Below are 21,222 nucleotides of genomic sequence, written 5' to 3'. Positions count from 1 at the left end.
CCTTCAGGGCGCCCGCGGCCTGGGCTACGGTGTCTTCGAGCGACTGCAGGTAGGCCAGCGCGTTGGCGCCGGTGATGGCTTCGATGCGGCGAACGCCCGCGGCCACGCCGCCTTCAGCCACCACCTTGAACAAGCCGATGTCGCCGGTGCGCTGCACGTGCGTGCCGCCGCAGAGCTCGCGGCTGCTGCCGATGTCCAGCACGCGCACGGTGTCGCCGTACTTCTCGCCGAAGAGCATCATCGCGCCGGTTTTCTGGGCGGCTTCGATGTCCATGAGCCGCGCCTGCGTGGCGGCGTTGGCCAGGATCTCGGTGTTGACGATGGCTTCGATGGCGCGGATCTGCGCATCGGTCACCGGTGCGTTGTGTGCAAAGTCGAAGCGGGTGCGCTCGGCATTCACCAGCGAGCCCTTCTGCTGCACGTGATCGCCCAGCACCTCGCGCAGGGCCTTGTGCATCAAGTGGGTGGCGCTGTGGTTGCGCACGGTGGCAGCACGCAGGGCCAGGTTCACCGAGGCGGTGACGTGGTCGCCCACCGACAGCGCGCCCTGCTCCACCGAGCCGTGGTGACCAAACACGTCGGCCTTGATCTTCTGCGTGTCTTGCACCACAAACTCAGCCGTTCGCCCTGAGCCTGTCGAAGGGCTCGCGGAGGCTTCGACAGGCACAGCCCGAACGGAGATGGTGCCCTCGTCCCCGACCTGACCGCCGCTCTCGGCATAGAAGGGCGTGGTGTCCAGCACCACAACGCCCTGCTGCCCGGCCTTGAGCTGGTTCACGGCGGTGCCGTCGAGGTAGAGCGCCACCACCTTCGCAGGGGCTTCCAGCTGCTCGTAGCCCACAAAGGTGTTGCCCGCGCCGCCGTACTCAAGTGCCTTGTCCATCTTGAACTTGCCCGCCGCCCGGCCCTTGGCCTTTTGCGCTTCCATGGCGGCGTGGAAACCGGCTTCGTCCACCGACAGGCCGCGCTCACGGCACACGTCGGCCGAGAGGTCGAGAGGGAAGCCATAGGTGTCGTGCAGCTTGAAGGCCACGTCGCCCGGCAACACCTTGGCACCATCGGCCAGCGCCGCGTCCAGGATCTCCATGCCGTTGGCCAGCGTTTCGTAGAAGCGCTCTTCCTCGGCCTTGAGCACCTCGGTGATGCGCTGCGCCTGCGAAGCCAGGTTCGGGTAGGCCTCGCCCATCATCTTCACCAGATCGGGCACGAGCTTGTGGAAGAACGGCGTCTTCTGGCCCAGCTTGTAGCCGTGGCGAATGGCGCGGCGGATGATGCGGCGCTGCACGTAGCCGCGGCCTTCGTTGCTGGGAATCACGCCGTCGCTGATGAGGAACGAGGTGGCGCGAATGTGGTCGGCGATCACCTTGAGCGAGGGGTTGGCGAGGTCGGCGGTGCCGGTTTCACGGCCCGCGGCCTTGATCAGCACGTCGAAGATGTCGATCTCGTAGTTGCTGTGCACGTGCTGCAGGATGGCCGCCAGACGCTCCAGGCCCATGCCGGTGTCCACGCAAGGCGCGGGCAGCTTCACGATGCTGCCGTCTTCCTTCATGTCGAACTGCATGAACACGTGGTTCCAGATCTCGATGAAGCGGTCACCGTCTTCCTCGGGGCTGCCCGGAGGGCCGCCGGCGATGTGCGGGCCATGGTCGTAGAAGATTTCCGAACACGGGCCGCAGGGGCCGGTGTCGGCCATCATCCAGAAGTTGTCGCTCTTGTACTTGCCGCCCTTGTTGTCACCGATGCGGATCACGCGCTCGGGGGGCAACCCGATCTCTTTCGTCCAGATGTCGTAGGCCTCGTCGTCGTCGATGTAGACCGTGGCCAGCAGCCGTTCCTTGGGCAACTTGTAGACCTCGGTCAGCAACTCCCAGCCCCACTTCAGGCTTTCACGCTTGAAGTAATCGCCGAAAGACCAGTTGCCCAGCATCTCGAAGAAGGTGTGGTGGCGCGCGGTGTAACCGACGTTTTCCAGATCGTTGTGCTTGCCACCGGCGCGAAGGCAAGCCTGCACGGAGGCCGCGCGCACGTAGGGGCGCTTGTCGGTGCCGAGAAACACGTCCTTGAACTGCACCATGCCCGAGTTGGTGAACATGAGCGTGGGGTCGTTGCCCGGCACGAGCGGGCTGGAGGGCACCACGGTGTGGCCCTTGGAAGCAAAGAAATCCAGGAAGCTCTTGCGGATGTCGGCGACGGAGGCGGGGCGGGTCATGGTGGCCTTGTGGTTGTCGGTCAGGAGAGACTGGGGCAGCGCTCGCGCGCGCGGAACCCGGTATTTTCCAACATGCCGGCCACCCCGCGTGTCCGACCGGCGAAATCGTGTGGACCACGCGCCCGCGTCGCGAGCGGCACCGTGCCCGAAAGCACCCAGGGCTATGCTGGCGAGCCATTCGGCGGCACAATCGGGCGCCATTTATTTAACAAGTTAAATGAATGGCGCCAACAGCCTTTATCAGCGCAATGCATCGACGGAGACACCGATGGACATGAAGACCTCCCCCCTGGCCCTGCTCAAGGACCCGACCCTGCTCAAGACCGATGGCCTGATCAATGGCCAGTGGGTCTCGGGTGCCAGCCGCTTCGACGTGCTCGACCCCGCCACCGGCCAGAAGCTGGCCGACGTGGCCAACCTCGGACCGAAGGACGCGCAAGCCGCCATCGACGCCGCCAATGCGGCCTGGCCCGCGTGGAAGGCCAAAACCGCCAAGGAGCGCAGCGCCATCCTGCGCAAGTGGTTTGACCTGCTGATGGCCCACCAGGACGACCTGGGCCGCCTCATGACCGCTGAGCAGGGCAAGCCGCTGGCGGAGGCCAAAGGCGAAGTGGCCTACGGCGCCAGCTTCGTCGAGTGGTTTGCCGAAGAGGCCAAACGCGTCAATGGCGAGACCTTGCCCACCTTTGACAACAACCGCCGCCTGATGGTGCTCAAGCAGCCCATTGGCGTGTGCGCCGCCATCACACCCTGGAACTTCCCGCTGGCCATGATCACGCGCAAGGTGGCACCGGCGCTGGCAGCGGGTTGCCCGGTGATCATCAAGCCCGCCGAGCTCACCCCCTTGACGGCCCTCGCCGCCGCCGAGCTCGCCATCCGGGCGGGCATTCCGCCGGGCGTGTTCAACCTGATCACCGCCGACAGCGACAACAGCATTGCCGTGGGCAAGGTGCTCTGCGCCAGCGACGTGGTGCGGCACATCAGCTTCACCGGCTCCACCGAAGTGGGCCGCATCCTCATGGCGCAGTGCGCGCCCACGGTCAAGAAGATGTCGCTGGAGCTGGGCGGCAACGCGCCCTTCATCGTGTTTGACGACGCCGACATCGACAGCGCGGTCGAGGGCGCCTTTGCCAGCAAATACCGCAACGCCGGCCAGACCTGCGTGTGCACCAACCGCTTCTACGTGCAGGCGGGCGTGTACGACGAGTTCGTCGCCAGGTTCGCGGCCAAGGTCAAGACCGCCAAGGTCGGCAATGGCTTCAGCGACGGCGTGAACCAGGGGCCACTGATTGAAGAGGCCGCGCTGGAAAAGGTGCAGCGCCATGTGGACGATGCGCTCGCCAAGGGCGGCCGCGTGGTGGCGGGCGGCCAGCGCCTGCGCAGCCTGGGCAGTGGCCAGTTCTTCGAACCCACCGTGGTGGCCGATGCCACCGCCGACATGCTCTGCGCCCGCGAAGAAACCTTCGGGCCGTTTGCGCCGGTCTTCAAGTTCCACGAAGAACAAGAAGCCATCGACGCCGCCAACCACACCGAGTTCGGCCTGGCGAGCTACTTCTACAGCCGCGACGTGGGCCGCATCTTCCGCGTGAGCGAGGCGCTGGAGTACGGCATGGTCGGCATCAACGTGGGCATTCTGGCCACCGAGCACGTCCCGTTTGGCGGCGTCAAGCAGTCCGGCCTGGGCCGAGAAGGCTCGCATCACAGCATGGACGACTACGTGGAGATCAAGTACCTCTGCATCGGCGATATCCTCAAGTGAAATCCACTTGAGACCACACCATGCAGTTTGACTGGAGCAACCCCTACCCCACCGTTCGCAGCCCGCTCATGGCGCGCAATGCCGTGGCCACCTCGCAACCCCTGGCCGCTCAGGCCGGGCTGCGCATGCTGCTCAAGGGCGGCAACGCCATCGACGCGGCCATTGCGGCGGCCGCCGCCCTGACGGTGGTGGAGCCCATTTCCAACGGTCTGGGCAGCGACAACTTCGCGATCGTCTGGGACGGCAAAGCGCTGCATGGCATGAACTCATCCGGCGTGGCGCCGGCCGGCTGGAGCAAGGCCTACTTTGACCAGAAGCACGGCGGCCAGATTCCACTGCGCGGCTTCGATGCCGTGACCGTGCCCGGCGCGGTGGCCGGCTGGGCAGCGCTGTCGGAGCGCTTTGGCGCCCTGCCCTTTGCCGACCTGCTCGAACCCGCCATCGAACTGGCCGAAGGTGGCGCGGCGGTGGCGCCCGTCATTGCCCACAAATGGGCGCTGGCGGTGCCGCTGCTGCACGACAAGCCCGGCTTCGCCCAGGCGTTTCTGCCGCGTGGGCGGGCGCCGTTGCCCGGCGAGCGCTTCACGTTTGCCGAAGCCGGTCGCGCGCTGCGCCGCATTGCGCAAACGCGAGGCGAGGCGTTCTACCGGGGCGAGATTGCCGCGGCCATCGAGGCCTTCGCGCGCGAGCATGGCGCGCAGCTGCGCGCGAGCGACCTGGCCGCGCACGAAGTGCAGTGGGTCAAACCCATCGAAATGTCCTTTGCCGATCACACCGTGCACGAGCTGCCACCGAACGGCCAGGGCATCGCCGCGCTCATGGCGCTGGGTATGCTGGAGCAGCTCGACATCGGCCAGTACGGCCCCGACAGCATCGAGAGCCAGCACCTGCAGATCGAGGCCATCAAGCTCGCCTTTGCCGACACCTACCGCTGGGTGGCGGACGAACGCTTCATGACCGAAGTGCGCGCGGCCGACCTGCTCGACCCAGGCTACCTGCGCAATCGCGCCCGTCTCATCGACCCCAAGCGCGCCATCGACCCAGGCGCCGGTCACCCGCCCCGCGGAGGCACGGTGTACCTCACCACGGCCGATGCGCAGGGGCGCATGGTGAGCCTGATCCAGTCCAACTACCTCGGCTTCGGCAGCGGGGTGGTGGTGCCCGGCTGGGGCGTGAGCCTGCAGAACCGTGGCCACGGCTTCACCATGCAGGACGGTCACCCCAACCAGGTGGCACCGGGCAAGCGGCCCTTCCACACCATCATTCCCGGCTTCGTCACGCGCGAAGGCCAGGGCGTGATGAGTTTCGGTGTGATGGGTGCCAACATGCAGCCGCAAGGCCATGTGCAGACGCTGGTGCGCATGCTGGTGCACGGACAGCAACCCCAGGCTGCGTGCGACGCACCGCGCTGGAAATGGGGCAAGGGCATGGATGTGGACTTTGAATCCACGATGGCCCCCGCGTTGCGCGACGGCCTCAAGGCACTGGGTCACCGCTTCGAGCCCACCGCCGACACCTACCTCGACTTTGGCAGCGGCCAGTTCATTGCCAGACTGAGCGATGACATCGCCGACGGCTACGTGGCCGCCAGCGACACACGGCGCGACGGGCAGGCGGTGGGTTTCTGAGACAAGCCGCCCTCAATGGGCGCCTTGCCTCAGCTGCGCAAAGCGGCGCTCGCACCACGCGTATGCGTGGGTCAATGCGGTGCCCACGATGATGGCCGAGATGAGCGACAGCCACGGCTTGTTGTGCCCGTAGATCTTCGTGACGATCGAGATCATCTGCGAGTGGCTGAGGTAGATGAACATGGACGCGCCAGCGATCTCGGCCACCAGCACCTTCACAGGCGCCGGCACCACAAAGGCCCGCACGAACAACACGATCGCGCATCCGCCGCCCACATAGAACGCCGCCGACGTGGGTCCCCAGACGATGGAAACCGCCACGATCGACACCGCCAACGCCACAAAGCGCGTGCGCATGTCATTCGCCCCTGCCAGCACCATGCCCAGCGCGAAGGTCCATGCGTAGTGCCAGGGAACGCGGTGGTAGTTGAAGTCGGTGTTCCAGAAATGCTCGACGGTGCGGTCAATCGCCACCACGGCCACCAGCACCACCAGTGCGCTGACCATCGGGCGCGCACGGAAAGCTTCGCGAACGCTCGCAAAGGAGAACAGCAAGGCAGACAGCAACAGCAGCTGGATGTAGAACTCGACGAAGTAGAAAAGATAGCCCTTGAGCGTGTGCGGATCGAGGAAATTCGATACCAGCAGCAGCGGCGTCACCTCGAACTTGTGCGTCAGGAGCTGCATCACGGCCACCATCAGCACCGTCGGAATGGCCACATAGCGAATGGTTCTGAGCAGCGTCTTGACGCTACCGGCTCGAATGATCTCCGGCAACTGCCAGCGCGCGACCGAATAGCCCGCCAGCATCACCAGAAAGTAAGCGGCACCCCAGTTGGGGCTGTACACAAATGCATCGGTGTGCAACGCCACGATGCAGATCATGAAAAAAGCGCGCGCCACCGTCACCGACTCCAGGCGGCGCCAGAAGGTCTTCTCGGACTTGCCCACCAGTTCTTGCAGCGCTGAAGGCGTCATCCGCTCCCAGTTGGTCGGCAGGGGTCCAAACCGCTGTTCAAAACTCAACGAAAACTTGATGTAGTGGAGCGAGTCGCCGCCCAGCGACTCAAAGGTATCGTCTGGCCCCACCTTCTGTCCCGGAAACTCGTGCTCAAACAGCGAGCGCACGTCGCTGATCTCGCCCTTGGCAGGTTTCGCATTCGAGACGACCTTGGGTTGCTGCGCCACGAACTGTGCCGCCAGCACGCTGCGCTGCACCTTGCCCGTGCCTGTCGCAGGGATGGTGTCCACCGGCATCACATGCAGCGACCCTCCAGCGTCAATGCCCATGTCACGCAGCGAAGCCACAGCGGCCTCACGCACGCGCGCCACGTCGGACGCATCGGTTTTTGCAGCCACCAGCACACCATCGCCGCGCTGCGCGTCGGGTACCTTGGTCACGGCAATCTGGACGCCGGCCCCCAGACGCGAGCGCATGCGGTCTTCGAGCTGGTCGGGAACGATCTTGATGCCACCGAAGTTGATCAGGTCATCCGCCCGGCCATCGAAAAACAGATAGCCGTCGCGCATGTGTCCCAGGTCGTTCGTCTGCAGCCAGCCGTCCGCATCCTGGAGATCGTGCAAGCCGTTGGCGTCCACCCGCGATTTCGCCACATGTGGCCCCCGGATGCGGATGCGTCCATCGGCACCCACTTGCGTTTCGGTGCGGCCCACGGGGCGGCCAACGGAATCGAGCAGCTCCGCAGGCGCATCGGAAATCTGCAGAAAGGTGCTGCGCGAGGCCTCGGTCAGTCCGTAGTGCTGCACGATCAGCGCGTTCGGGAACAGATCGCGAATGCGCCGCTTCTCGTCCGACGTCATGTGCTGCGAGCCGATCTCCATCCAGCGCAAGTTCTTGCCCGCCTGCCCAATGACCTCAGGTGTGGCCAACAGGATGCGCAACAGCGTTGGCACGGCGGACAGCGAATTGACCTCTCCAGCCGCCAGCATGCGCGCCAGCTCCATGGGATCGAAACCGCGAGGCGGCAGGTACGCCCGGCCACCCACCGCACTGATGGCCCGATAGCGGGCCATGCCAAAGCTGAAAGTCGCCGGGACACCGACGTACTCACGCACCTCGGCCGTCATCTTCATTTGGTCGATGATGCGCTCGGCAGCGTCCGCCAGATTGGCGTAGGTCAGCAGGATGCCTTTGGGCAGGCCCTCGGTGCCCGAGGTGTAGGTCACCTGCGCTGGCAGGTCATCGTGAATCAGGGGGTGTTGGGCGGTAAACCAACCCGAACGCTCTTCCGGTGTGACGCACCGATCAATGACCACACCCGGCAGTTTTTCCGCCTGCGACGCATTCGACACCGTCACCAGTGGCCGCCGGGCTCCATAGAGGGCAAACACCTGCTCGACGAACGCGATCGAGTTTTTACTGACCACTGCGGTGGCCTGCAAGCTGGGAATATTCATTTCAGTTTCCTTGCTGGAAGGAAGACAACAGCTGAAGCCTGGCTGCGCTTCAGAACTAACCAAAAGTTAACGTTTGGAATTGTTTCACACGCCAATCGGCCCGTGCGGTCCAAACCACTCTGGCGCTCAAAAGGGAGCAGGAAAGGTTGAATAAATCACGCTCCGCAGCGACATCGGCAAGGCCGGATGTGCACTTCAGTCTGCAGGCATCGGGCCCGTCACTGGGCACACAGACCGACGAAGGATGCCAGCAGGCTGAGGCTGGCTTTGGCGTGCATGCGCTGAGGCGCAGCGCAGGAAACTGGAGCGGGTGAAGGGAATCGAACCCTCGTATGAAGCTTGGGAAGCTGCCGTTCTACCATTGAACTACACCCGCAGCAGGGGGCATTCTAGCGCCCCAATCCGCGCGTCAGCCGGTCATGGAGGCGCCCACACCCAACAGCGCGAGCACACCGAGCACCGCGAAGATCAGTGCAGCGACGATGTGCACGATCTTGATCGGCACCCGGCGCGTGATGGCGTCGCCAAAGAACACCACGGGCGCGTTGGCCAGCATCATGCCGAAGGTGGTACCCAGCACCACAGCGACCAGGGGCTCGTACTGAGCGCCCAGCGCCACGGTGGCGATCTGGGTCTTGTCGCCCATCTCGGCCAGGAAGAAGGCCCAGGTGGTGGCAATGAACACGCCCATCTGCCGCTTGGGCACAGCGTCTTCGTCGTCGAGCTTGTCAGGGATGAGCATCCAGATGGCCATTGCAATGAACGACACGCCCAGTACCCAGCGCATCACGTTCGGGCCCACGGCTGCCATGATCCAGGCACCCGCTGCACCGGCCAGGGCGTGATTCAGCAGGGTCGCCACAAGAATGCCCCACACGATGGGCCACGGGCGCTTGAAGCGCGCGGCCAGCACGAGGGAGAGAAGTTGCGTCTTGTCGCCCATTTCGGCGAGGGCGACGATGCCGGTTGAGATGAGGAAGGCTTCCAAAAGATGCTCCGAGGGCCGGCAGAAACCAAAAGACCACACGGCATCCCCGGCCCATCCGGAGGCAGTGTGGTCAAAGGTCTTGCCAGGCTGGAAGCTGTCTGCGCCATGGCCGTGAGGGCCAAGTGTGTTGACGCAGACCCCTGCAGGGTGCAGGTCGGCTACTCCCCAATGACGGGTAGGGGGTGGAGTATACCGGTCAGACCAGCGCGACGCCGGTTTTGGACTGGATGAACTCCTTGGTGACGCCAGGCGCCAGCTCCACCAGCTTGAGCCCTGCGGGGGTCACGTCCATGACGCCCAGGTCGGTGATGATGCGATCGACCACACCCACGCCCGTCAATGGAAGCGTGCACGCCGGCAGGATCTTGAGGTCTTCGGTGCCGTCTTTCTTTTTCGCCACGTGCTCCATGAGCACGATCACGCGCTTGACGCCAGCAACGAGGTCCATGGCGCCGCCCATGCCCTTGACCATCTTGCCGGGGATCATCCAGTTGGCCAGGTCACCCTTCTCGCTCACCTGCATGGCGCCCAGGATGGAGAGGTTGATCTTGCCCCCGCGGATCATGGCGAAGCTGTCGTGGCTGCCGAAGATGCTGGAGCCGGGCAGCGTGGTCACGGTTTGCTTGCCCGCGTTGATGAGGTCGGCATCGACCTCGTCCTCGGTCGGGAAAGGCCCGATGCCGAGCATGCCGTTCTCGCTCTGCAGCCACACCTCTTTGGATCCCGTGTGGTTGGCCACCAGCGTCGGGATGCCGATGCCCAGGTTGACGTAGAAGCCGTCTTCGAGTTCGTGGGCCGCACGCGCGGCCATCTGGTCTTGGGTCCAGGGCATGTTCAGACTCCTGCTTTTTCGGTGATGGTGCGCTTCTCGATGCGCTTCTCGGGATGGGCGTTGTGCACGATGCGGTGCACGTAGATGCCGGGCAAGTGAATCTGGTCCGGATCCAGGGCGCCCGTCTCGACGACCTCCTCGACTTCCACCACACAGATCTTGCCGGCCATGGCAGCGGCGGGATTGAAGTTGCGTGCCGTCAGACGGAACTGCAGGTTGCCCGATTTGTCGGCGCGATGGGCTTTGACGAGCGAGATATCGGGCACCAGCGAGCGCTCCATCACGTAGGTCTCGCCGTCAAACTCGCGCAGCTCCTTGCCCTCTGCCACCATGGTGCCCACCCCGGTCTTGGTGAAGAACGCCGGAATGCCGGCGCCGCCAGCGCGCAGCTTCTCGGCCAGCGTGCCCTGCGGTGTGAATTCGAGCTGCAGTTCGCCGGCCAGGTACTGGCGTTCGAACTCCTTGTTCTCGCCCACGTAGCTCGAAATCATCTTGCTGATCTGACGCGTTTCGAGCAGCTTGCCCAGGCCAAAGCCATCGACGCCGGCGTTGTTCGAAATCACGGTGAGGTTTTTCGCACCGCTGTCGCGCAGCGCGTCAATGAGGGCCTCGGGAATGCCGCAAAGGCCGAAGCCTCCCACGGCGAGCAACTGGCCGTCGGCCACGATGCCTTTGAGCGCGGCGGCCGCGTCCGGAAAAATCTTGTTCACGTCGGTGTCTCCTGGGTTGAACCGTGGAAGCCGCTACGATACTACGTAACCAAGTACGTAGTATTTCGTAAAGCCAAACCCGCATCCGAATGCCCATGAACGCTGCAGCGAGCCCGCTCCCGGAGGTGGACTACCGCCTCGCTTTCGACCTCGCTCCCGTCGGGCTCGCGCTCTCCAGGCAGCGCATCATGGTGGATTGCAACCAGGCGCTGTGCGACATGTTCGGTGCCAGCCGCGAGCAGCTGGTGGGCCAGAGTTTCCAGATCCTGTACCCCAGTGCCGACGAATACGAACGCACCGGCGCGCGCATGGCGCCGCTGCTGGGCCGCAGCGGCACGTACGCGGACGATCGCATCATGAAACGCGTGGGTGGGCGGTCGCAGGGCGAGACCTTCTGGTGCCACGTCACGGGGCGCGCCCTGCGGCTGGACGCACCGCACGCGGCAGGCATCTGGAGTTTTGAGGACCTGAGCTCCCGCCGCACGGTCAAGGCCGAGCTCACGGCGCGCGAGCGGGAGGTGGCGGCGTTTCTGATGGACGGCCTGACCAGCAAACAGATCGGCAAGGCCCTCGCCATCAGCCACCGCACGGTCGAGATTTACCGGGCGCGCCTCATGCGCAAGTACGAGGCCCACAGCACGCCCGACCTCATGCAACGCCTGCTATCGGGCTGAGCCTGCTCACTGCGTGAGGGCGAGAGGCGCCAGCCTCACTGCGGTTGAAAGCCGCTGTCCTGAATGATCCTGGCCCACACCTTGCCGTAGGCCTGTTCGCGCGCACCCAGTTGCTCGCCACTCATGTAGCCCACGGTCAATCCCATCGCGGTGAGCTTCTCGCGCACATCGGGCTGCGCCACCGCTTTCTGCACCGCCTGGGCGAGCCGGTCTAGCGTGGCTTTGGGTGTGCCTGCGGGCGCGAACAGACCGTAGTAAGGCACGTCCTCAAAGCCTTTGAGACCCAGTTCGGCGAAGGTGGGCACCTCGGGCATGGCCGCCTGACGCTGCGAGCCCATGACCGCCACCACGCGCAGCTTGCCCGCCTTGTGGTTCTCGATGAAATCGGGAATGGAGGCCACGCCCGCCGGGATCTGGTTGCCCAGCATGTCCGACATCATGGGCGCGCTGCCCCGGTACGGCGCAGCCACCAGATCCAGCCCGTTTTGTTTGGCGACCACCTGCACCAGGAACTGGGGCACCGACGCCGGCGCGGGAATGCCCACCGTGCCCTTGCCGCCAGACGCCTTGACGCTGTCCACATAGGCCTTGAACGACTGCGCGGGCGTACCGCTGGACACCGCAAACGCGTTGACGAAGGTGGCAAAACCAGCGACCGGCACGAAGTCCCTGGCCGGTTCGTAGCCCGGGTTCTTGGTCACCATCGGCAGGATGGTGATGCTGTGGTCGTGGCTGAGAAACAGCGTGTTGCCATCGGCCGCCGACGCCTTGAGCGCCTGCGCGGCCAGTTGACCGCCGGCGCCTGGCTTGTTGTCCACCACCACGGCGTGGCCCAGCTCGTCCTTGAGGCGGTCACCCAGGATGCGCGCGATCGCGTCGGTGCCGCCACCGGGCGGAAAGCCGACCAGGATGCGGGTGGTGGACTGCGCCTGGGCCAGGCCAACGGCACAGACCAGGCCTGCAGCCAGCAGGGCGCGGCGAACCAGGGAGGGACGGGAAGCGGTCATGACGGAACTCCGAGGGAAGGTGGGAGGATGGTGGGAAAGCGCTGATCGTAGCGCTGCGCGCTCACGGCTTGTCGCCCTCCACCACGCTGGCGGCCGTGCGAAACGCTTCCACGGCTGTGGGCAGGCCGCAGTACACGGCCGCATGCAGCAGCACCTCCTGCAGTTCCTGCGGCGTGGCGCCGTTGTTGAGCGCACCGCGCACGTGGCCCTTGAGCTCGTGCTGCCTGCCCAGCGCCGTGAGCATGGCCACCGTGATCAGGCTGCGGGTCTTGAGATCGAGCACACCGCGCTGCCACACATCGCCCCAGGCCTTGCGCGTGATGTGCTGCTGGATCGGCTCGGTAAATGGCGTCATGTTGTCGAAGGCCTGGGCCACGAAGGCCTCGCCCATGACCTGGGTGCGCATGGCTAGGCCACGCTGAAACTCGGGATCGTTGTGGTCTTGCATTGCTGGCTCCTCGAAGAGTGAATCGTTGGCGACCCGCACGATACCGTAGGATGAATCCATACCCACACCCGGAGACACCACCATGAGCCGCTACCCCGCCCCCGACCTCAACCAACTGCCCGACGACATCAAGGCCAAAGTGCTGGAAGTGCAGGAGAAGGCCGGCTTCATTCCCAATGTGTTCCTCTCGCTCGCGCGCCGCCCGGCCGAGTGGCGCGCCTTCTTTGCGTACCACGACGCCTTGATGCTCAAGGAAGACGGCTCGCTGACCAAGGGCGAGCGCGAGATGATCGTCACCACCACCAGCGCGGCCAACCAGTGCCTGTATTGCGTGGTGGCACACGGTGCGATCCTGCGCATCTACGAGAAGAAACCGCTGGTGGCCGACCAGGTGGCGGTGAACTACCGCAAGGCAGACATCACACTGAGACAAAAGGCCATGCTCGACTTTGCGATGAAGGTGTGCCTGCGCTCGCATGAAGTCAATGACGACGATTTCCCCCCGTTGCATGCGCACGGATTTTCTGATGAAGACATCTGGGACATCGCGTCCATCACGGCGTTCTTCGGCCTGTCCAACCGGCTGGCGAGCTTCAGCAACATGCAACCCAACCCGGAGTTCTTCCTGATGGGTCGCGTGCCCAAGGTCAAGCCAGCCCAGTAAAGGCTTCGCGCGTGGTGTCTGTAGGACAAGACCGCCTTTACCGTGCGATACGAAACGCACCAGACATCGGGGCACTTTTCCTCCACGATGGGTTCCATCCTTGCACCACAACAACGGAGGACCCCATGTCCATGACCACCAACACAACCCGCGCCCTGCTCGTCTCTGCCGCCCTTGCGCTCGGCGCGGGCGCCGCACACGCCGAAGACGTCAAGGGCCGCATTCAGTCGATCGACCTGGCCGCCAAAGCCTTTGTCGTGAATGCGGAAACGATCTATGTCACCGACAAGACCGACTACGAAAACGATTACAAACGTTTCGAGGACCTGCGGCAGGGCCACTACGTCGAGGTGGATGTGGACCGCAAGGACGGCCGCTTGTACGCCGATGACATCGAGTACAAGGCCAACGCCCGCGAGAACAAGCAGTAAGCGCGGCCGCCGTCAGTTGCCGATGCGCAGCAGCTTGCCGCTGCTGCCATCGGTCAGGAGATAGAGGCGCCCGTCGGGCCCCTGCCGGACATCGCGAATGCGTTCGTTGCGGTTGCCGAGCAGGCGCTCCCGCCCCACGACCCGCGTGCCATCCAGCTGTAACCGCCACAGCGCCTGCCCGGCGAGCGCACCCACGAACAGGCTGCGGTTCCAGTGAGCGGGTTGCGTGCCCGTGAAAAACGCGAGGCCGCTGGGCGCAATAGACGACTTCTGCCCACCCTTCCACGCGCTCCCGTCGTTGGTTTCCCAATACGCCACTGGCTGCTCCATGCCCGCCTTGGCGGTGCCTTCGCCCACCTGCTGCGTGGTGCCATATTCCTGTCCATAGCTGATCACCGGCCAGCCATAGTTGCGCGCAGGCCGCGTGACATTCACCTCGTCACCCCCTTGCGGGCCGTGCTCACTCGTCCACAGCTCCCCGGTGTCCGGATGCAGCGCGGCGCCCTGCGGGTTGCGATGGCCATAGCTCCACAGCCCGGGTTGCGCGCCGCCGAGCACGGGGTTGCCCGGTGCGGGTGCGCCCGAGGTGGTGATGCGCACCACCTTGCCGTTGCCGCGGCCGAGATCTTGCGCGAAGGGGCTCTGATCGCTGTTCTGCCGGTCACCCAGCGTGACGAACAAATGGCCGTCGCGGTCGAACACCAGGCGCGAGCCAAAATGCCCGCTGCTGGCCACCTTGGGTGTCTGCCGGTAGATCACCTGCCAGTTCAGGAGCGTGAGCGCACCGGTGTCCAGCTCGGCCCGCGCCACAGCCGTCCCATTGAGGTTGGCATCGCCACTGTCGGTTTCCGAGAACGTGAAGTAGATGCGCCGGTTGGTCGCGAATGCGGGGTCCACAACCACGTCCAGCAACCCACCCTGCCCGGTCGTGGTCAGGCCCGAGAGACCATTGAGGCTGATGTTGGCAAACGACTGGCCGTTGGCGGCATAGAGCCGCAGGCTGCCCGTGCGCCCCGTCACGAGCATGCGTGCGTCCGGCAGAAAGGCCAGGCTCCAGGGGCTGGGCAGGCCGGTGGCGAGTTCGGTCACGGTCACCGGTCCGGTGGTGGGCACGAAGTCCGGTGCGTTGCCTTGGGAGCCGCCTGGGCTGCTGGCATCGCCATCGCCGCCGCCACCGCCGCACGCGCTCAACAAGCCCAGGGACAAACCGATGCTGCCCAGGAAAAGAACGGGTGTTTTCATGCCGCCATGCTAGGCATGGCTGCGCATCCCGTCTGCAAGCATTTGTGCGCGCGCTGCGGCGCAGGGCATCAGGCGAGGTGTTCGCGCAGCCAATCGGGGAGCGGTGCCGACTTCTTCAGCGGGAAGTTCACCCACACGGTGGTGGCGCCCCCTTCGGCATAGATCACCGTGGGGTCGTCGCTGCGCGTGAGCGTGCACCAGCTCTCGAAACTGCTGCGCCCCATGTCGCTGACGTACATGGTGGCGATCACGTCACCGGGGTATTCCAGCTGCTGGTAGAAATTGCAGAACGCATTGACGATCACCGGTCCCTCACCGGCCGGATCGGGCTGGCAACCGATGGAGCGCATCCAGTCGATGCGAACGGTCTCCAGGTAGCGGAAATAGGTGGTGTTGTTCACATGGCCCATGGCGTCCATGTCGCCCCAGCGGATGGGGATGGTCATGCTGAACACGCGTTTCTTGTGATCGGGCAGTTCGAGTTTCATGGGTGCAGGTTCTTCAGCGATGCGCCTTGATGGACGCGAGGATGCCCAGCACGAACAGCGCGCAGGCCACCCACTGCAGGGCGGCGGGCCACTGGGCGCTCCAGGCGAAGGTGTAGACCAAGCCGAACACGGTTTCGCTCACGATCAGCTGGCCGGCCAGGCTCGGGCTCAGGCGCCGGCTGGCCATGTTCCAGAGCACCGAAGCGATCCACGCAGAACCGATGCCCGTGATCGCGCAGACGATCAGGAAGGTGTCAAAGCCGGGGCGCTGCGCCAGCGTGTCGAAGTCGGAGCCCACAGCGGCCCAGATCACCAGCGAGCCCAGCCCGGCGGCCACACCCAGCCAGTTGGCCCAGACGGTGGAGTTCACCTCCGGGTGCTGCGCCAGCCATCGCGCATTGAGCAGGCCGAAGGCCGTCCAGGATGCCATGGCCAGCACGGCGTACAAGATGCCCAGCCAGAAGTTCGTGCCTTCGCCCGCGTCGCTGCCGTGGGCAGACACGCGCATCATCAGCACAAGCCCGGCCACCGTGAGCACCAGCCCCGGCAACAGCGAGCGCCAGCGCAGCCCCGTTGGCTTGCCCAGCAGCATGATCCACAGGGGGATGGTGCCGATGATCAGCACAGGCAGCGCAGCGCCCGCTGCCTGAATGGCCAGCACGAGCAGCAGGTAGTAGCCCGTGTAGCCCAGCAGGCTCAGCCACAGCGCGGCCCCCGCCTGGCGCCAGGTGGGTTGCTGGCGCTCCCCACGCACACGCGCCCACAACAGCAACAGCGCAGAGAGCACACCGCAAGACAAGAACCGCCCCACGGTGAGGTCGATGGAGCTGAAGCCCGGCGTGAGCAATGGCGCCACAAATGCCGAGCCCCAGAACGCGCCGGCGCCCAGACCCGCCAGAATGCCGGCGACCATGCCCGGCGGCCAGCCCGAGGGCCGGCCCAACACAGCGGTATTCATGTCAGCAGATCAGAAGGAGTGGCACGCGCAAGCCCATCACGCCCCGAAGCCATCGTCAGCGGCAATGACCGCGCCGTTCACGAAGTGGCTCTCGTTCGAGCACAGCATCACCAGCAGCGCGTCCAGGTCGGTGGGCGAGCCCACGCGCTTGCGCGGCAGCATGTCGATGAGCTTCTTGCCCTGCTCGGTCTGCCAGTGGTGGTGATTGATCTCCGTGTCGATGTAGCCGGGGCAGATCGCGTTGACGTTGATGCCGAAGCGCCCCCACTCGACCGCCATGGCTTTGGTCATCTGCACCACCGCCGCCTTGCTCATGCAATACACGCCGATCTGCGGCAAGACCTTGAGCCCCGCCATTGAGGCGATGTTGACGATGCGCCCGCCCACGTAGGTGCCGGGTGCGGCGCCCTTGGCGCGGGCCAACATGCGCCGCCCGACCTCTTGCGCCACGAAGAAGGCACCCTTGGTGTTGGTGTCGAAGATGAAGTCGTAGTCCTCTTCGGTCACGTCCTGGATGCGCTGCGTGGTGCTCACACCCGAGTTGTTCACCAGGATGTCGATGGCACCCACCTCGGTTTCTGCGTGCGCCACCGCCGCCTTGATCGACGCGGTGTCGGTCACGTCCATTGCGACCACGTGGGCATCGCCGCCGGCGGCTTCGATGTGCGCGCGCAGGGCCATCAGGCGGTCGGTGCGCCGGCTCGCGAGCACCACGGCGGCGCCCGCGCTGGCCAGCGTTTTGGCGAATTGTTCACCGAGTCCACCCGATGCACCGGTGATCAGGGCCACGCGACCCGACAAATCCAGGCTGTATGCCATGAGAGAGGCTCCTCTAAAGTCATGCGTTCTGCGTGCCCATCGCGCACCGCAGGCTTTTGCGACACGATTGTGCGCCATGGCCCACTAAAATCGGTCGCGACCACGACACCGGCCTGCACGACTGCAGCGCCGTCATGCACACCCCCGGGCCCACGGCCCGACAGAGCGAGACCCAGCACATGACCCCCGAAGACATCATCAGCACCTACGGCCCGCGCGAAGCCATGGAGTACGACGTGGTCGTGGTCGGTGGCGGCCCAGGTGGCCTGGCCACGGCCATCCGCCTCAAGCAGATCGCCGCAGAAAAGGGCGGCGAGATCAACGTGTGCGTGCTGGAGAAAGGCTCCGAGCCGGGCGCGCACATCCTCAGTGGCGCCGTGATGGACCCCAAGGCCATCAGCGAGCTGCTCCCCAACTGGAAAGCCGACGGCGCCCCGCTGAATCAGCCCGTAACCGACGACAAGCTGCTGTGGCTCACCGAAACCGGCGCCATCGACACGCCCAAGTTCCTGATCCCCAACAACTTCCACAACGAAGGCAACTACGTGGTCGGCCTGGGCAATGTGGTCAAGTGGCTGGGCCAGCAGGCCGAAGCGCTCGGCGTGGAAATTTTCCCCGGGTTTGCTGCAGCCGAAGTGCTCTTCAACGACGATGGCTCCGTCAAGGGCGTGGCCACGGGCAACCTCGGCGTGGGCAAGGACGGTGAGCCCACCGAGAACTTCCAGCTCGGCATGGAGCTGCATGCGAAATACACGGTGTTTGCCGAAGGCGCGCGCGGCCATCTGGGCAAGCGCCTGATCGCGAAGTTCCACCTCGACGAGGGCAAGGACCCGCAGGCTTATGCCATTGGTGTGAAAGAGCTCTGGGAAATCGATCCCGCCAAGCACCAGCCTGGGCTGGTGATCCACACCGCGGGCTGGCCCATGAAGAACGACACCTACGGTGGCGGCTTCATGTACCACCTCGAAGACAACAAGGTGACCCTGGGCCTGGTGACCGGCCTGAACTACAGCAACCCCTGGCTCAGCCCCTTCGAGGAAATGCAGCGCTGGAAGACGCATCCGCGCATCAAGGCCTTCCTGGAGGGTGGCAAGCGCATCAGCTACGGTGCGCGCGCCATCACCACCGGCGGCCTCATGAGCCTGCCGCAAACCACCTTCCCGGGCGGCGCGCTGGTCGGGTGCGACGCGGGCTACCTCAATGGCGCCCGCATCAAGGGCAGCCACGCCGCCATCAAGAGCGGCATGCTCTGCGCCGAGGCCGCATTTGAAGCCGTGCAAGCGGGTCGCCAGCACGACGAACTCAAGGCCTACCCGGTCGCCTTCGACAAGAGCTGGCTCAAGGAAGAGCTCGAAGCCTCGCGCAACTTCAAGTCGTGGTTCAAGTACGGCAACCTCTTCGGCGGCTTCATGGTCGGTGTGGAGCACTGGCTGCTCCCGCGCCTGGGCTTCAAGTCGCCGCCTTGGTCGCTGCACCGCGAGAAGGCCGATCACCTCTACCTCAAGCCCGCCGCCGAATGCGAGCAGATCGTCTACCCCAAGCCCGACGGCAAGCTCACGTTCGACCGCCTCAGCAGCGTGTTCGTGAGCAACACCAACCACGAAGAACACCAGCCGGCCCACCTCACGCTGAAAGACGCAAGCGTCCCGGTCAAGATCAACCTGGCCAAGTACGCCGGCCCCGAAGCGCGCTACTGCCCGGCGGGCGTGTACGAGTTCGTGAAGAACGCCGACAACAGCGACCGCCTGCAAATCAACGCGCAGAACTGCGTGCACTGCAAGACGTGCGACATCAAGGACCCGACACAGAACATCGTGTGGGTCACGCCCGAAGGCGGCGGTGGCCCGAACTACGCGGGCATGTGAGCGAAGTCACGCTGTCGCCGGCTTTGTCGATCGAGCCACCTTCGGGTGGCTTTTTCATGTCTGTGCTTCACCGCTTCGTCACACGCACTGACCACAGTGCAGGGTTCGCGAACGACTCCCTGCACCACATGCTGAACAAGACCGACAAAGGCCGGGCCGAACTGGTTCCCGGGCAACGACAGCTCGCCCAGCGCGAGCGCGCCGTGCTCCTCATGGCGGACGGCCGCAAGGCCGATGATGAGCTCTTCGCGTTGTTCGAAGGCCAGGGCCGTGCCCTGGTGGCGGGCTTGCTGGCGCGTGGCTATCTGGTGAACGAAAGCGCAGCCGCCGCGAGCCCAGCGCCACGCGCCGTGCCGGCGGTGTCGGCCGATGCCTTCTCAGGCCCGCGCTCGCTGGCCAGCGCGCGCATGTTTCTCTTTGACCTGAGCGAACGCATGTTTGCCCCTCGCGACAAATCGCTGGCCCAACGCTACCGCGACGCCCTGCGCGAAGCCCGCGACCTGCCCGCCATGATGGCCGTGAGCCGCGACCTGATCAGCGACGTGGAGCGCCTGGCCGGCAGCGAGCGGGCCGATGGCATCAGCGAGCGGCTGGCGCGCCTTCTGCCGGAATCCGCCCTCGAAACACCTTGAGGCGCGTGCGGGGCTTGGGTGGTCGGCTACACTCGCGCGGTCAGGAGAGAAGCCGATTCCGTCGCGGAAAAGGCTCGCCGAAGGCGCAGACGGCACCGCACACCGGGTGCCCTGAACGCTCAGGCAAAAGGACTGGCAAACATGGGCCGCAAGGCCGATGTACCCCCCTGGAGAGAGGCCGCTCCCTGAAGCGGCCCACCGAAGGAGCAAGCGCGGCATCGCCCGCGTGAATCTCTCAGGTAAAGCGGACAGCGGGGCAGCGCACGGATGAACCGTGTCCCGCCCCCACGGGCCTGCCCCTTGCCGAGAGCTTTTCGCCGTGTCCGACGCCACCGATCTCCTCCAGACCCCGCTGCACGCCCTGCACCTTGAGCTGGGCGCCCGCATGGTGCCTTTTGCCGGCTATTCCATGCCGGTGCAGTACCCCGCCGGCCTGATGGCCGAGCACCACCACACCCGCGCTGCCGCCGGTCTGTTTGACGTGTCGCACATGGGCCAGCTCAAGCTGGTCGGGCCCGACGCCGCCGCTGCCCTCGAATCGCTCATGCCGGTGGATGTGATCGACCTTGCGGTGGGCAAGCAGCGCTACGGCCTGTTGCTCAACGACGAAGGCGGCATCATCGACGACCTGATGTTCGTCAACCGGGGCGACGACCTGTTCGTGATCGTCAACGGGGCCTGCAAGGCGGGCGACATCGCCCACATCCAGGCGCGCATCGGCTCACGGTGCGAGGTGGTTCCCCTGCCCGATCGCGGCCTGCTCGCGCTGCAAGGCCCGCAAGCGGTGACCGCCCTGCAGCGGCTCGTGCCCGGTGTCGAGCGGCTGGTGTTCATGACCGGTGCCGCCTTCACCTGGCATGGCGCTGAGCTCTTCATCACCCGCAGCGGCTACACCGGCGAAGACGGCTTCGAGATTTCGGTGCCGGGCGACCGCGCGGAGGCCCTGGCCCGCGCGCTGCTGGCCGAACCCGAGGTGAAGCCTGTGGGCCTGGGCGCGCGCAACTCGCTGCGCCTGGAAGCTGGCCTGTGCCTCTATGGCAACGACATCGACACCACCACCACGCCCGTGGAAGCGGCCCTCAACTGGGCCATGCAGAAAGTGCGCCGCACGGGTGGCGCACGCGCTGGCGGGTTCCCGGGAGCGGACCGCGTGCTGGCGCAACTCGACGGCACCGAGGCGCTGCCGCGCAAGCGCGTGGGGCTGATCGCGCTGGAGCGCATTCCCGTGCGCGAGCACACCGTCTTGCAAAGTGCCGATGGGCAGGCCATTGGCGAAGTCACCAGCGGGCTGCTGGGCCCCAGCGCAGACAAGGCTGTGGCCATCGGCTACGTGACCCCGGCCCACGCCACCATCGGTACGCGCGTGCATGCGATCGTGCGCGGCAAGCCCGTGCCCATGGAGGTGAGCGCCATGCCTTTCGTGCCCAACCGCTATTTCCGCGGTTGACCC

Annotated in this window: 19 protein-coding genes, 1 tRNA gene and 3 riboswitches; of the genes, 8 read left to right on the top strand and 12 right to left on the bottom strand. The window is 65.3% G+C overall.

The features are described from left to right. Positions 1-2,209: alanine--tRNA ligase (alaS, locus tag KXJ60_RS08150; RefSeq protein WP_291126152.1), on the bottom strand; the 2,209-nt coding region annotated here is incomplete at its 3' end. A 268-nt stretch (positions 2,210-2,477) separates the two neighbouring features. Here alaS and KXJ60_RS08145 point away from each other — a divergent pair. Beyond that, the gene (locus tag KXJ60_RS08145; protein WP_291126150.1) at positions 2,478-3,968 is read left to right on the top strand and encodes an NAD-dependent succinate-semialdehyde dehydrogenase; all 1,491 of its coding nucleotides are present in this window, start codon (positions 2,478-2,480) and stop codon (positions 3,966-3,968) included. Positions 3,969-3,988: 20 nt separating this feature from the next. Continuing rightward, complete coding sequence (locus tag KXJ60_RS08140) at positions 3,989-5,596, top strand: gamma-glutamyltransferase family protein (RefSeq protein ID WP_291126148.1); 1,608 nt, start codon at positions 3,989-3,991, stop codon at positions 5,594-5,596. Between the two features lie 12 nt (positions 5,597-5,608). On the opposite strand, the gene KXJ60_RS08135 is transcribed toward KXJ60_RS08140, so the two are convergent. From KXJ60_RS08135 to KXJ60_RS08115, 5 genes are all read right to left on the bottom strand, one after another. Beyond that, positions 5,609-8,014, bottom strand: coding sequence for an AMP-binding protein (locus tag KXJ60_RS08135; RefSeq protein WP_291126146.1), 2,406 nt, complete (start codon positions 8,012-8,014; stop codon positions 5,609-5,611). Positions 8,015-8,316: 302 nt separating this feature from the next. Next, positions 8,317-8,390: transfer RNA gene (locus KXJ60_RS08130), tRNA-Gly, on the bottom strand. 33 nt (positions 8,391-8,423) lie between these two features. Then, positions 8,424-9,002 carry a TMEM165/GDT1 family protein gene (locus KXJ60_RS08125; protein WP_291126144.1) on the bottom strand — a complete coding sequence of 193 codons (579 nt, stop codon included), beginning with the start codon at positions 9,000-9,002 and terminating at the stop codon, positions 8,424-8,426. Positions 9,003-9,005: 3 nt separating this feature from the next. Continuing rightward, a riboswitch (yybP-ykoY riboswitch) is annotated at positions 9,006-9,181 on the bottom strand. A 17-nt stretch (positions 9,182-9,198) separates the two neighbouring features. Beyond that, positions 9,199-9,834 carry a 3-oxoacid CoA-transferase subunit B gene (locus KXJ60_RS08120; protein ID WP_291126143.1) on the bottom strand — a complete coding sequence of 212 codons (636 nt, stop codon included), beginning with the start codon at positions 9,832-9,834 and terminating at the stop codon, positions 9,199-9,201. 2 nt (positions 9,835-9,836) lie between these two features. Further along, complete coding sequence (locus KXJ60_RS08115) at positions 9,837-10,544, bottom strand: CoA transferase subunit A (protein ID WP_291126141.1); 708 nt, start codon at positions 10,542-10,544, stop codon at positions 9,837-9,839. 95 nt (positions 10,545-10,639) lie between these two features. Here KXJ60_RS08115 and KXJ60_RS08110 point away from each other — a divergent pair, with 95 nt between their 5' ends. Further along, positions 10,640-11,218 (top strand): LuxR C-terminal-related transcriptional regulator, encoded by a 579-nt coding sequence (locus tag KXJ60_RS08110; protein WP_291126139.1) that lies wholly within the window; start codon positions 10,640-10,642, stop codon positions 11,216-11,218. Between the two features lie 35 nt (positions 11,219-11,253). On the opposite strand, the gene KXJ60_RS08105 is transcribed toward KXJ60_RS08110, so the two are convergent. Together KXJ60_RS08105 and KXJ60_RS08100 are read right to left on the bottom strand one after the other, a co-directional pair. Beyond that, complete coding sequence (locus KXJ60_RS08105) at positions 11,254-12,225, bottom strand: Bug family tripartite tricarboxylate transporter substrate binding protein (RefSeq protein ID WP_291126137.1); 972 nt, start codon at positions 12,223-12,225, stop codon at positions 11,254-11,256. A 61-nt stretch (positions 12,226-12,286) separates the two neighbouring features. Next, a complete protein-coding gene (locus KXJ60_RS08100; RefSeq protein WP_291126135.1) occupies positions 12,287-12,673 on the bottom strand; it encodes a carboxymuconolactone decarboxylase family protein in 387 nt (128 codons plus the stop codon). Positions 12,674-12,755: 82 nt separating this feature from the next. On the opposite strand from KXJ60_RS08100, the gene KXJ60_RS08095 reads away from it, so the two are divergent. Together KXJ60_RS08095 and KXJ60_RS08090 are read left to right on the top strand one after the other, a co-directional pair. Continuing rightward, positions 12,756-13,337 (top strand): peroxidase-related enzyme, encoded by a 582-nt coding sequence (locus KXJ60_RS08095; RefSeq protein ID WP_291126134.1) that lies wholly within the window; start codon positions 12,756-12,758, stop codon positions 13,335-13,337. Between the two features lie 131 nt (positions 13,338-13,468). Then, a complete protein-coding gene (locus KXJ60_RS08090; protein ID WP_291126133.1) occupies positions 13,469-13,768 on the top strand; it encodes a DUF5666 domain-containing protein in 300 nt (99 codons plus the stop codon). 12 nt (positions 13,769-13,780) lie between these two features. Here the strand turns inward: KXJ60_RS08090 and KXJ60_RS08085 are convergent, their stop codons facing one another. The 4 genes from KXJ60_RS08085 to KXJ60_RS08070 form a co-directional block, all read right to left on the bottom strand. Continuing rightward, positions 13,781-15,010 carry a PQQ-dependent sugar dehydrogenase gene (locus KXJ60_RS08085; RefSeq protein ID WP_291126132.1) on the bottom strand — a complete coding sequence of 410 codons (1,230 nt, stop codon included), beginning with the start codon at positions 15,008-15,010 and terminating at the stop codon, positions 13,781-13,783. Between the two features lie 68 nt (positions 15,011-15,078). Then, positions 15,079-15,498 carry an acyl-CoA thioesterase gene (locus KXJ60_RS08080; RefSeq protein ID WP_291126131.1) on the bottom strand — a complete coding sequence of 140 codons (420 nt, stop codon included), beginning with the start codon at positions 15,496-15,498 and terminating at the stop codon, positions 15,079-15,081. Between the two features lie 13 nt (positions 15,499-15,511). Then, positions 15,512-16,456, bottom strand: a complete 945-nt coding sequence (locus KXJ60_RS08075) for a DMT family transporter (RefSeq protein WP_291126130.1) — start codon at positions 16,454-16,456, stop codon at positions 15,512-15,514. A gap of 36 nt (positions 16,457-16,492) precedes the next feature. Beyond that, positions 16,493-17,275 (bottom strand): SDR family oxidoreductase, encoded by a 783-nt coding sequence (locus KXJ60_RS08070; protein ID WP_291126129.1) that lies wholly within the window; start codon positions 17,273-17,275, stop codon positions 16,493-16,495. 179 nt (positions 17,276-17,454) lie between these two features. Here KXJ60_RS08070 and KXJ60_RS08065 point away from each other — a divergent pair, with 179 nt between their 5' ends. From KXJ60_RS08065 to gcvT, 3 genes are all read left to right on the top strand, one after another. Continuing rightward, entirely contained in the window at positions 17,455-19,140 is a 1,686-nt protein-coding gene (locus tag KXJ60_RS08065) for an electron transfer flavoprotein-ubiquinone oxidoreductase (RefSeq protein ID WP_291126128.1), read from the top strand. A 128-nt stretch (positions 19,141-19,268) separates the two neighbouring features. After that, positions 19,269-19,772, top strand: coding sequence for a hypothetical protein (locus KXJ60_RS08060; RefSeq protein WP_291126127.1), 504 nt, complete (start codon positions 19,269-19,271; stop codon positions 19,770-19,772). Between the two features lie 31 nt (positions 19,773-19,803). Further along, positions 19,804-19,917: riboswitch (glycine riboswitch) on the top strand. 12 nt (positions 19,918-19,929) lie between these two features. Then, positions 19,930-20,034: riboswitch (glycine riboswitch) on the top strand. A 57-nt stretch (positions 20,035-20,091) separates the two neighbouring features. Further along, positions 20,092-21,219: a glycine cleavage system aminomethyltransferase GcvT gene (gcvT, locus tag KXJ60_RS08055; protein ID WP_291126125.1), complete on the top strand. Its 1,128-nt coding sequence runs from the start codon at positions 20,092-20,094 to the stop codon at positions 21,217-21,219. Positions 21,220-21,222 lie beyond the last annotated feature (3 nt).

Origin of the sequence: Hydrogenophaga sp. (assembly GCF_019264445.1) — a bacterium.
Lineage (GTDB): Bacteria > Pseudomonadota > Gammaproteobacteria > Burkholderiales > Burkholderiaceae_C > Hydrogenophaga.
The sequence above is the reverse complement of the archived record's forward strand: the minus strand, read 5'-3'. Positions and strand labels throughout refer to the sequence as shown.

Coding starts and splice junctions, on each gene's coding strand:
- KXJ60_RS08145 (WP_291126150.1), top strand. CDS start 2,478: ATGGACATGAAGACCTCCCCCCTGGCCCTGCTCAAGGACCCGACCCTG.
- KXJ60_RS08140 (WP_291126148.1), top strand. CDS start 3,989: ATGCAGTTTGACTGGAGCAACCCCTACCCCACCGTTCGCAGCCCGCTC.
- KXJ60_RS08135 (WP_291126146.1), bottom strand. CDS start 8,014: ATGAATATTCCCAGCTTGCAGGCCACCGCAGTGGTCAGTAAAAACTCG.
- KXJ60_RS08120 (WP_291126143.1), bottom strand. CDS start 9,834: ATGCCCTGGACCCAAGACCAGATGGCCGCGCGTGCGGCCCACGAACTC.
- KXJ60_RS08110 (WP_291126139.1), top strand. CDS start 10,640: ATGAACGCTGCAGCGAGCCCGCTCCCGGAGGTGGACTACCGCCTCGCT.
- KXJ60_RS08105 (WP_291126137.1), bottom strand. CDS start 12,225: ATGACCGCTTCCCGTCCCTCCCTGGTTCGCCGCGCCCTGCTGGCTGCA.
- KXJ60_RS08100 (WP_291126135.1), bottom strand. CDS start 12,673: ATGCAAGACCACAACGATCCCGAGTTTCAGCGTGGCCTAGCCATGCGC.
- KXJ60_RS08095 (WP_291126134.1), top strand. CDS start 12,756: ATGAGCCGCTACCCCGCCCCCGACCTCAACCAACTGCCCGACGACATC.
- KXJ60_RS08090 (WP_291126133.1), top strand. CDS start 13,469: ATGACCACCAACACAACCCGCGCCCTGCTCGTCTCTGCCGCCCTTGCG.
- KXJ60_RS08085 (WP_291126132.1), bottom strand. CDS start 15,010: ATGAAAACACCCGTTCTTTTCCTGGGCAGCATCGGTTTGTCCCTGGGC.
- KXJ60_RS08080 (WP_291126131.1), bottom strand. CDS start 15,498: ATGAAACTCGAACTGCCCGATCACAAGAAACGCGTGTTCAGCATGACC.
- KXJ60_RS08075 (WP_291126130.1), bottom strand. CDS start 16,456: ATGAATACCGCTGTGTTGGGCCGGCCCTCGGGCTGGCCGCCGGGCATG.
- KXJ60_RS08070 (WP_291126129.1), bottom strand. CDS start 17,275: ATGGCATACAGCCTGGATTTGTCGGGTCGCGTGGCCCTGATCACCGGT.
- KXJ60_RS08065 (WP_291126128.1), top strand. CDS start 17,455: ATGACCCCCGAAGACATCATCAGCACCTACGGCCCGCGCGAAGCCATG.
- KXJ60_RS08060 (WP_291126127.1), top strand. CDS start 19,269: ATGCTGAACAAGACCGACAAAGGCCGGGCCGAACTGGTTCCCGGGCAA.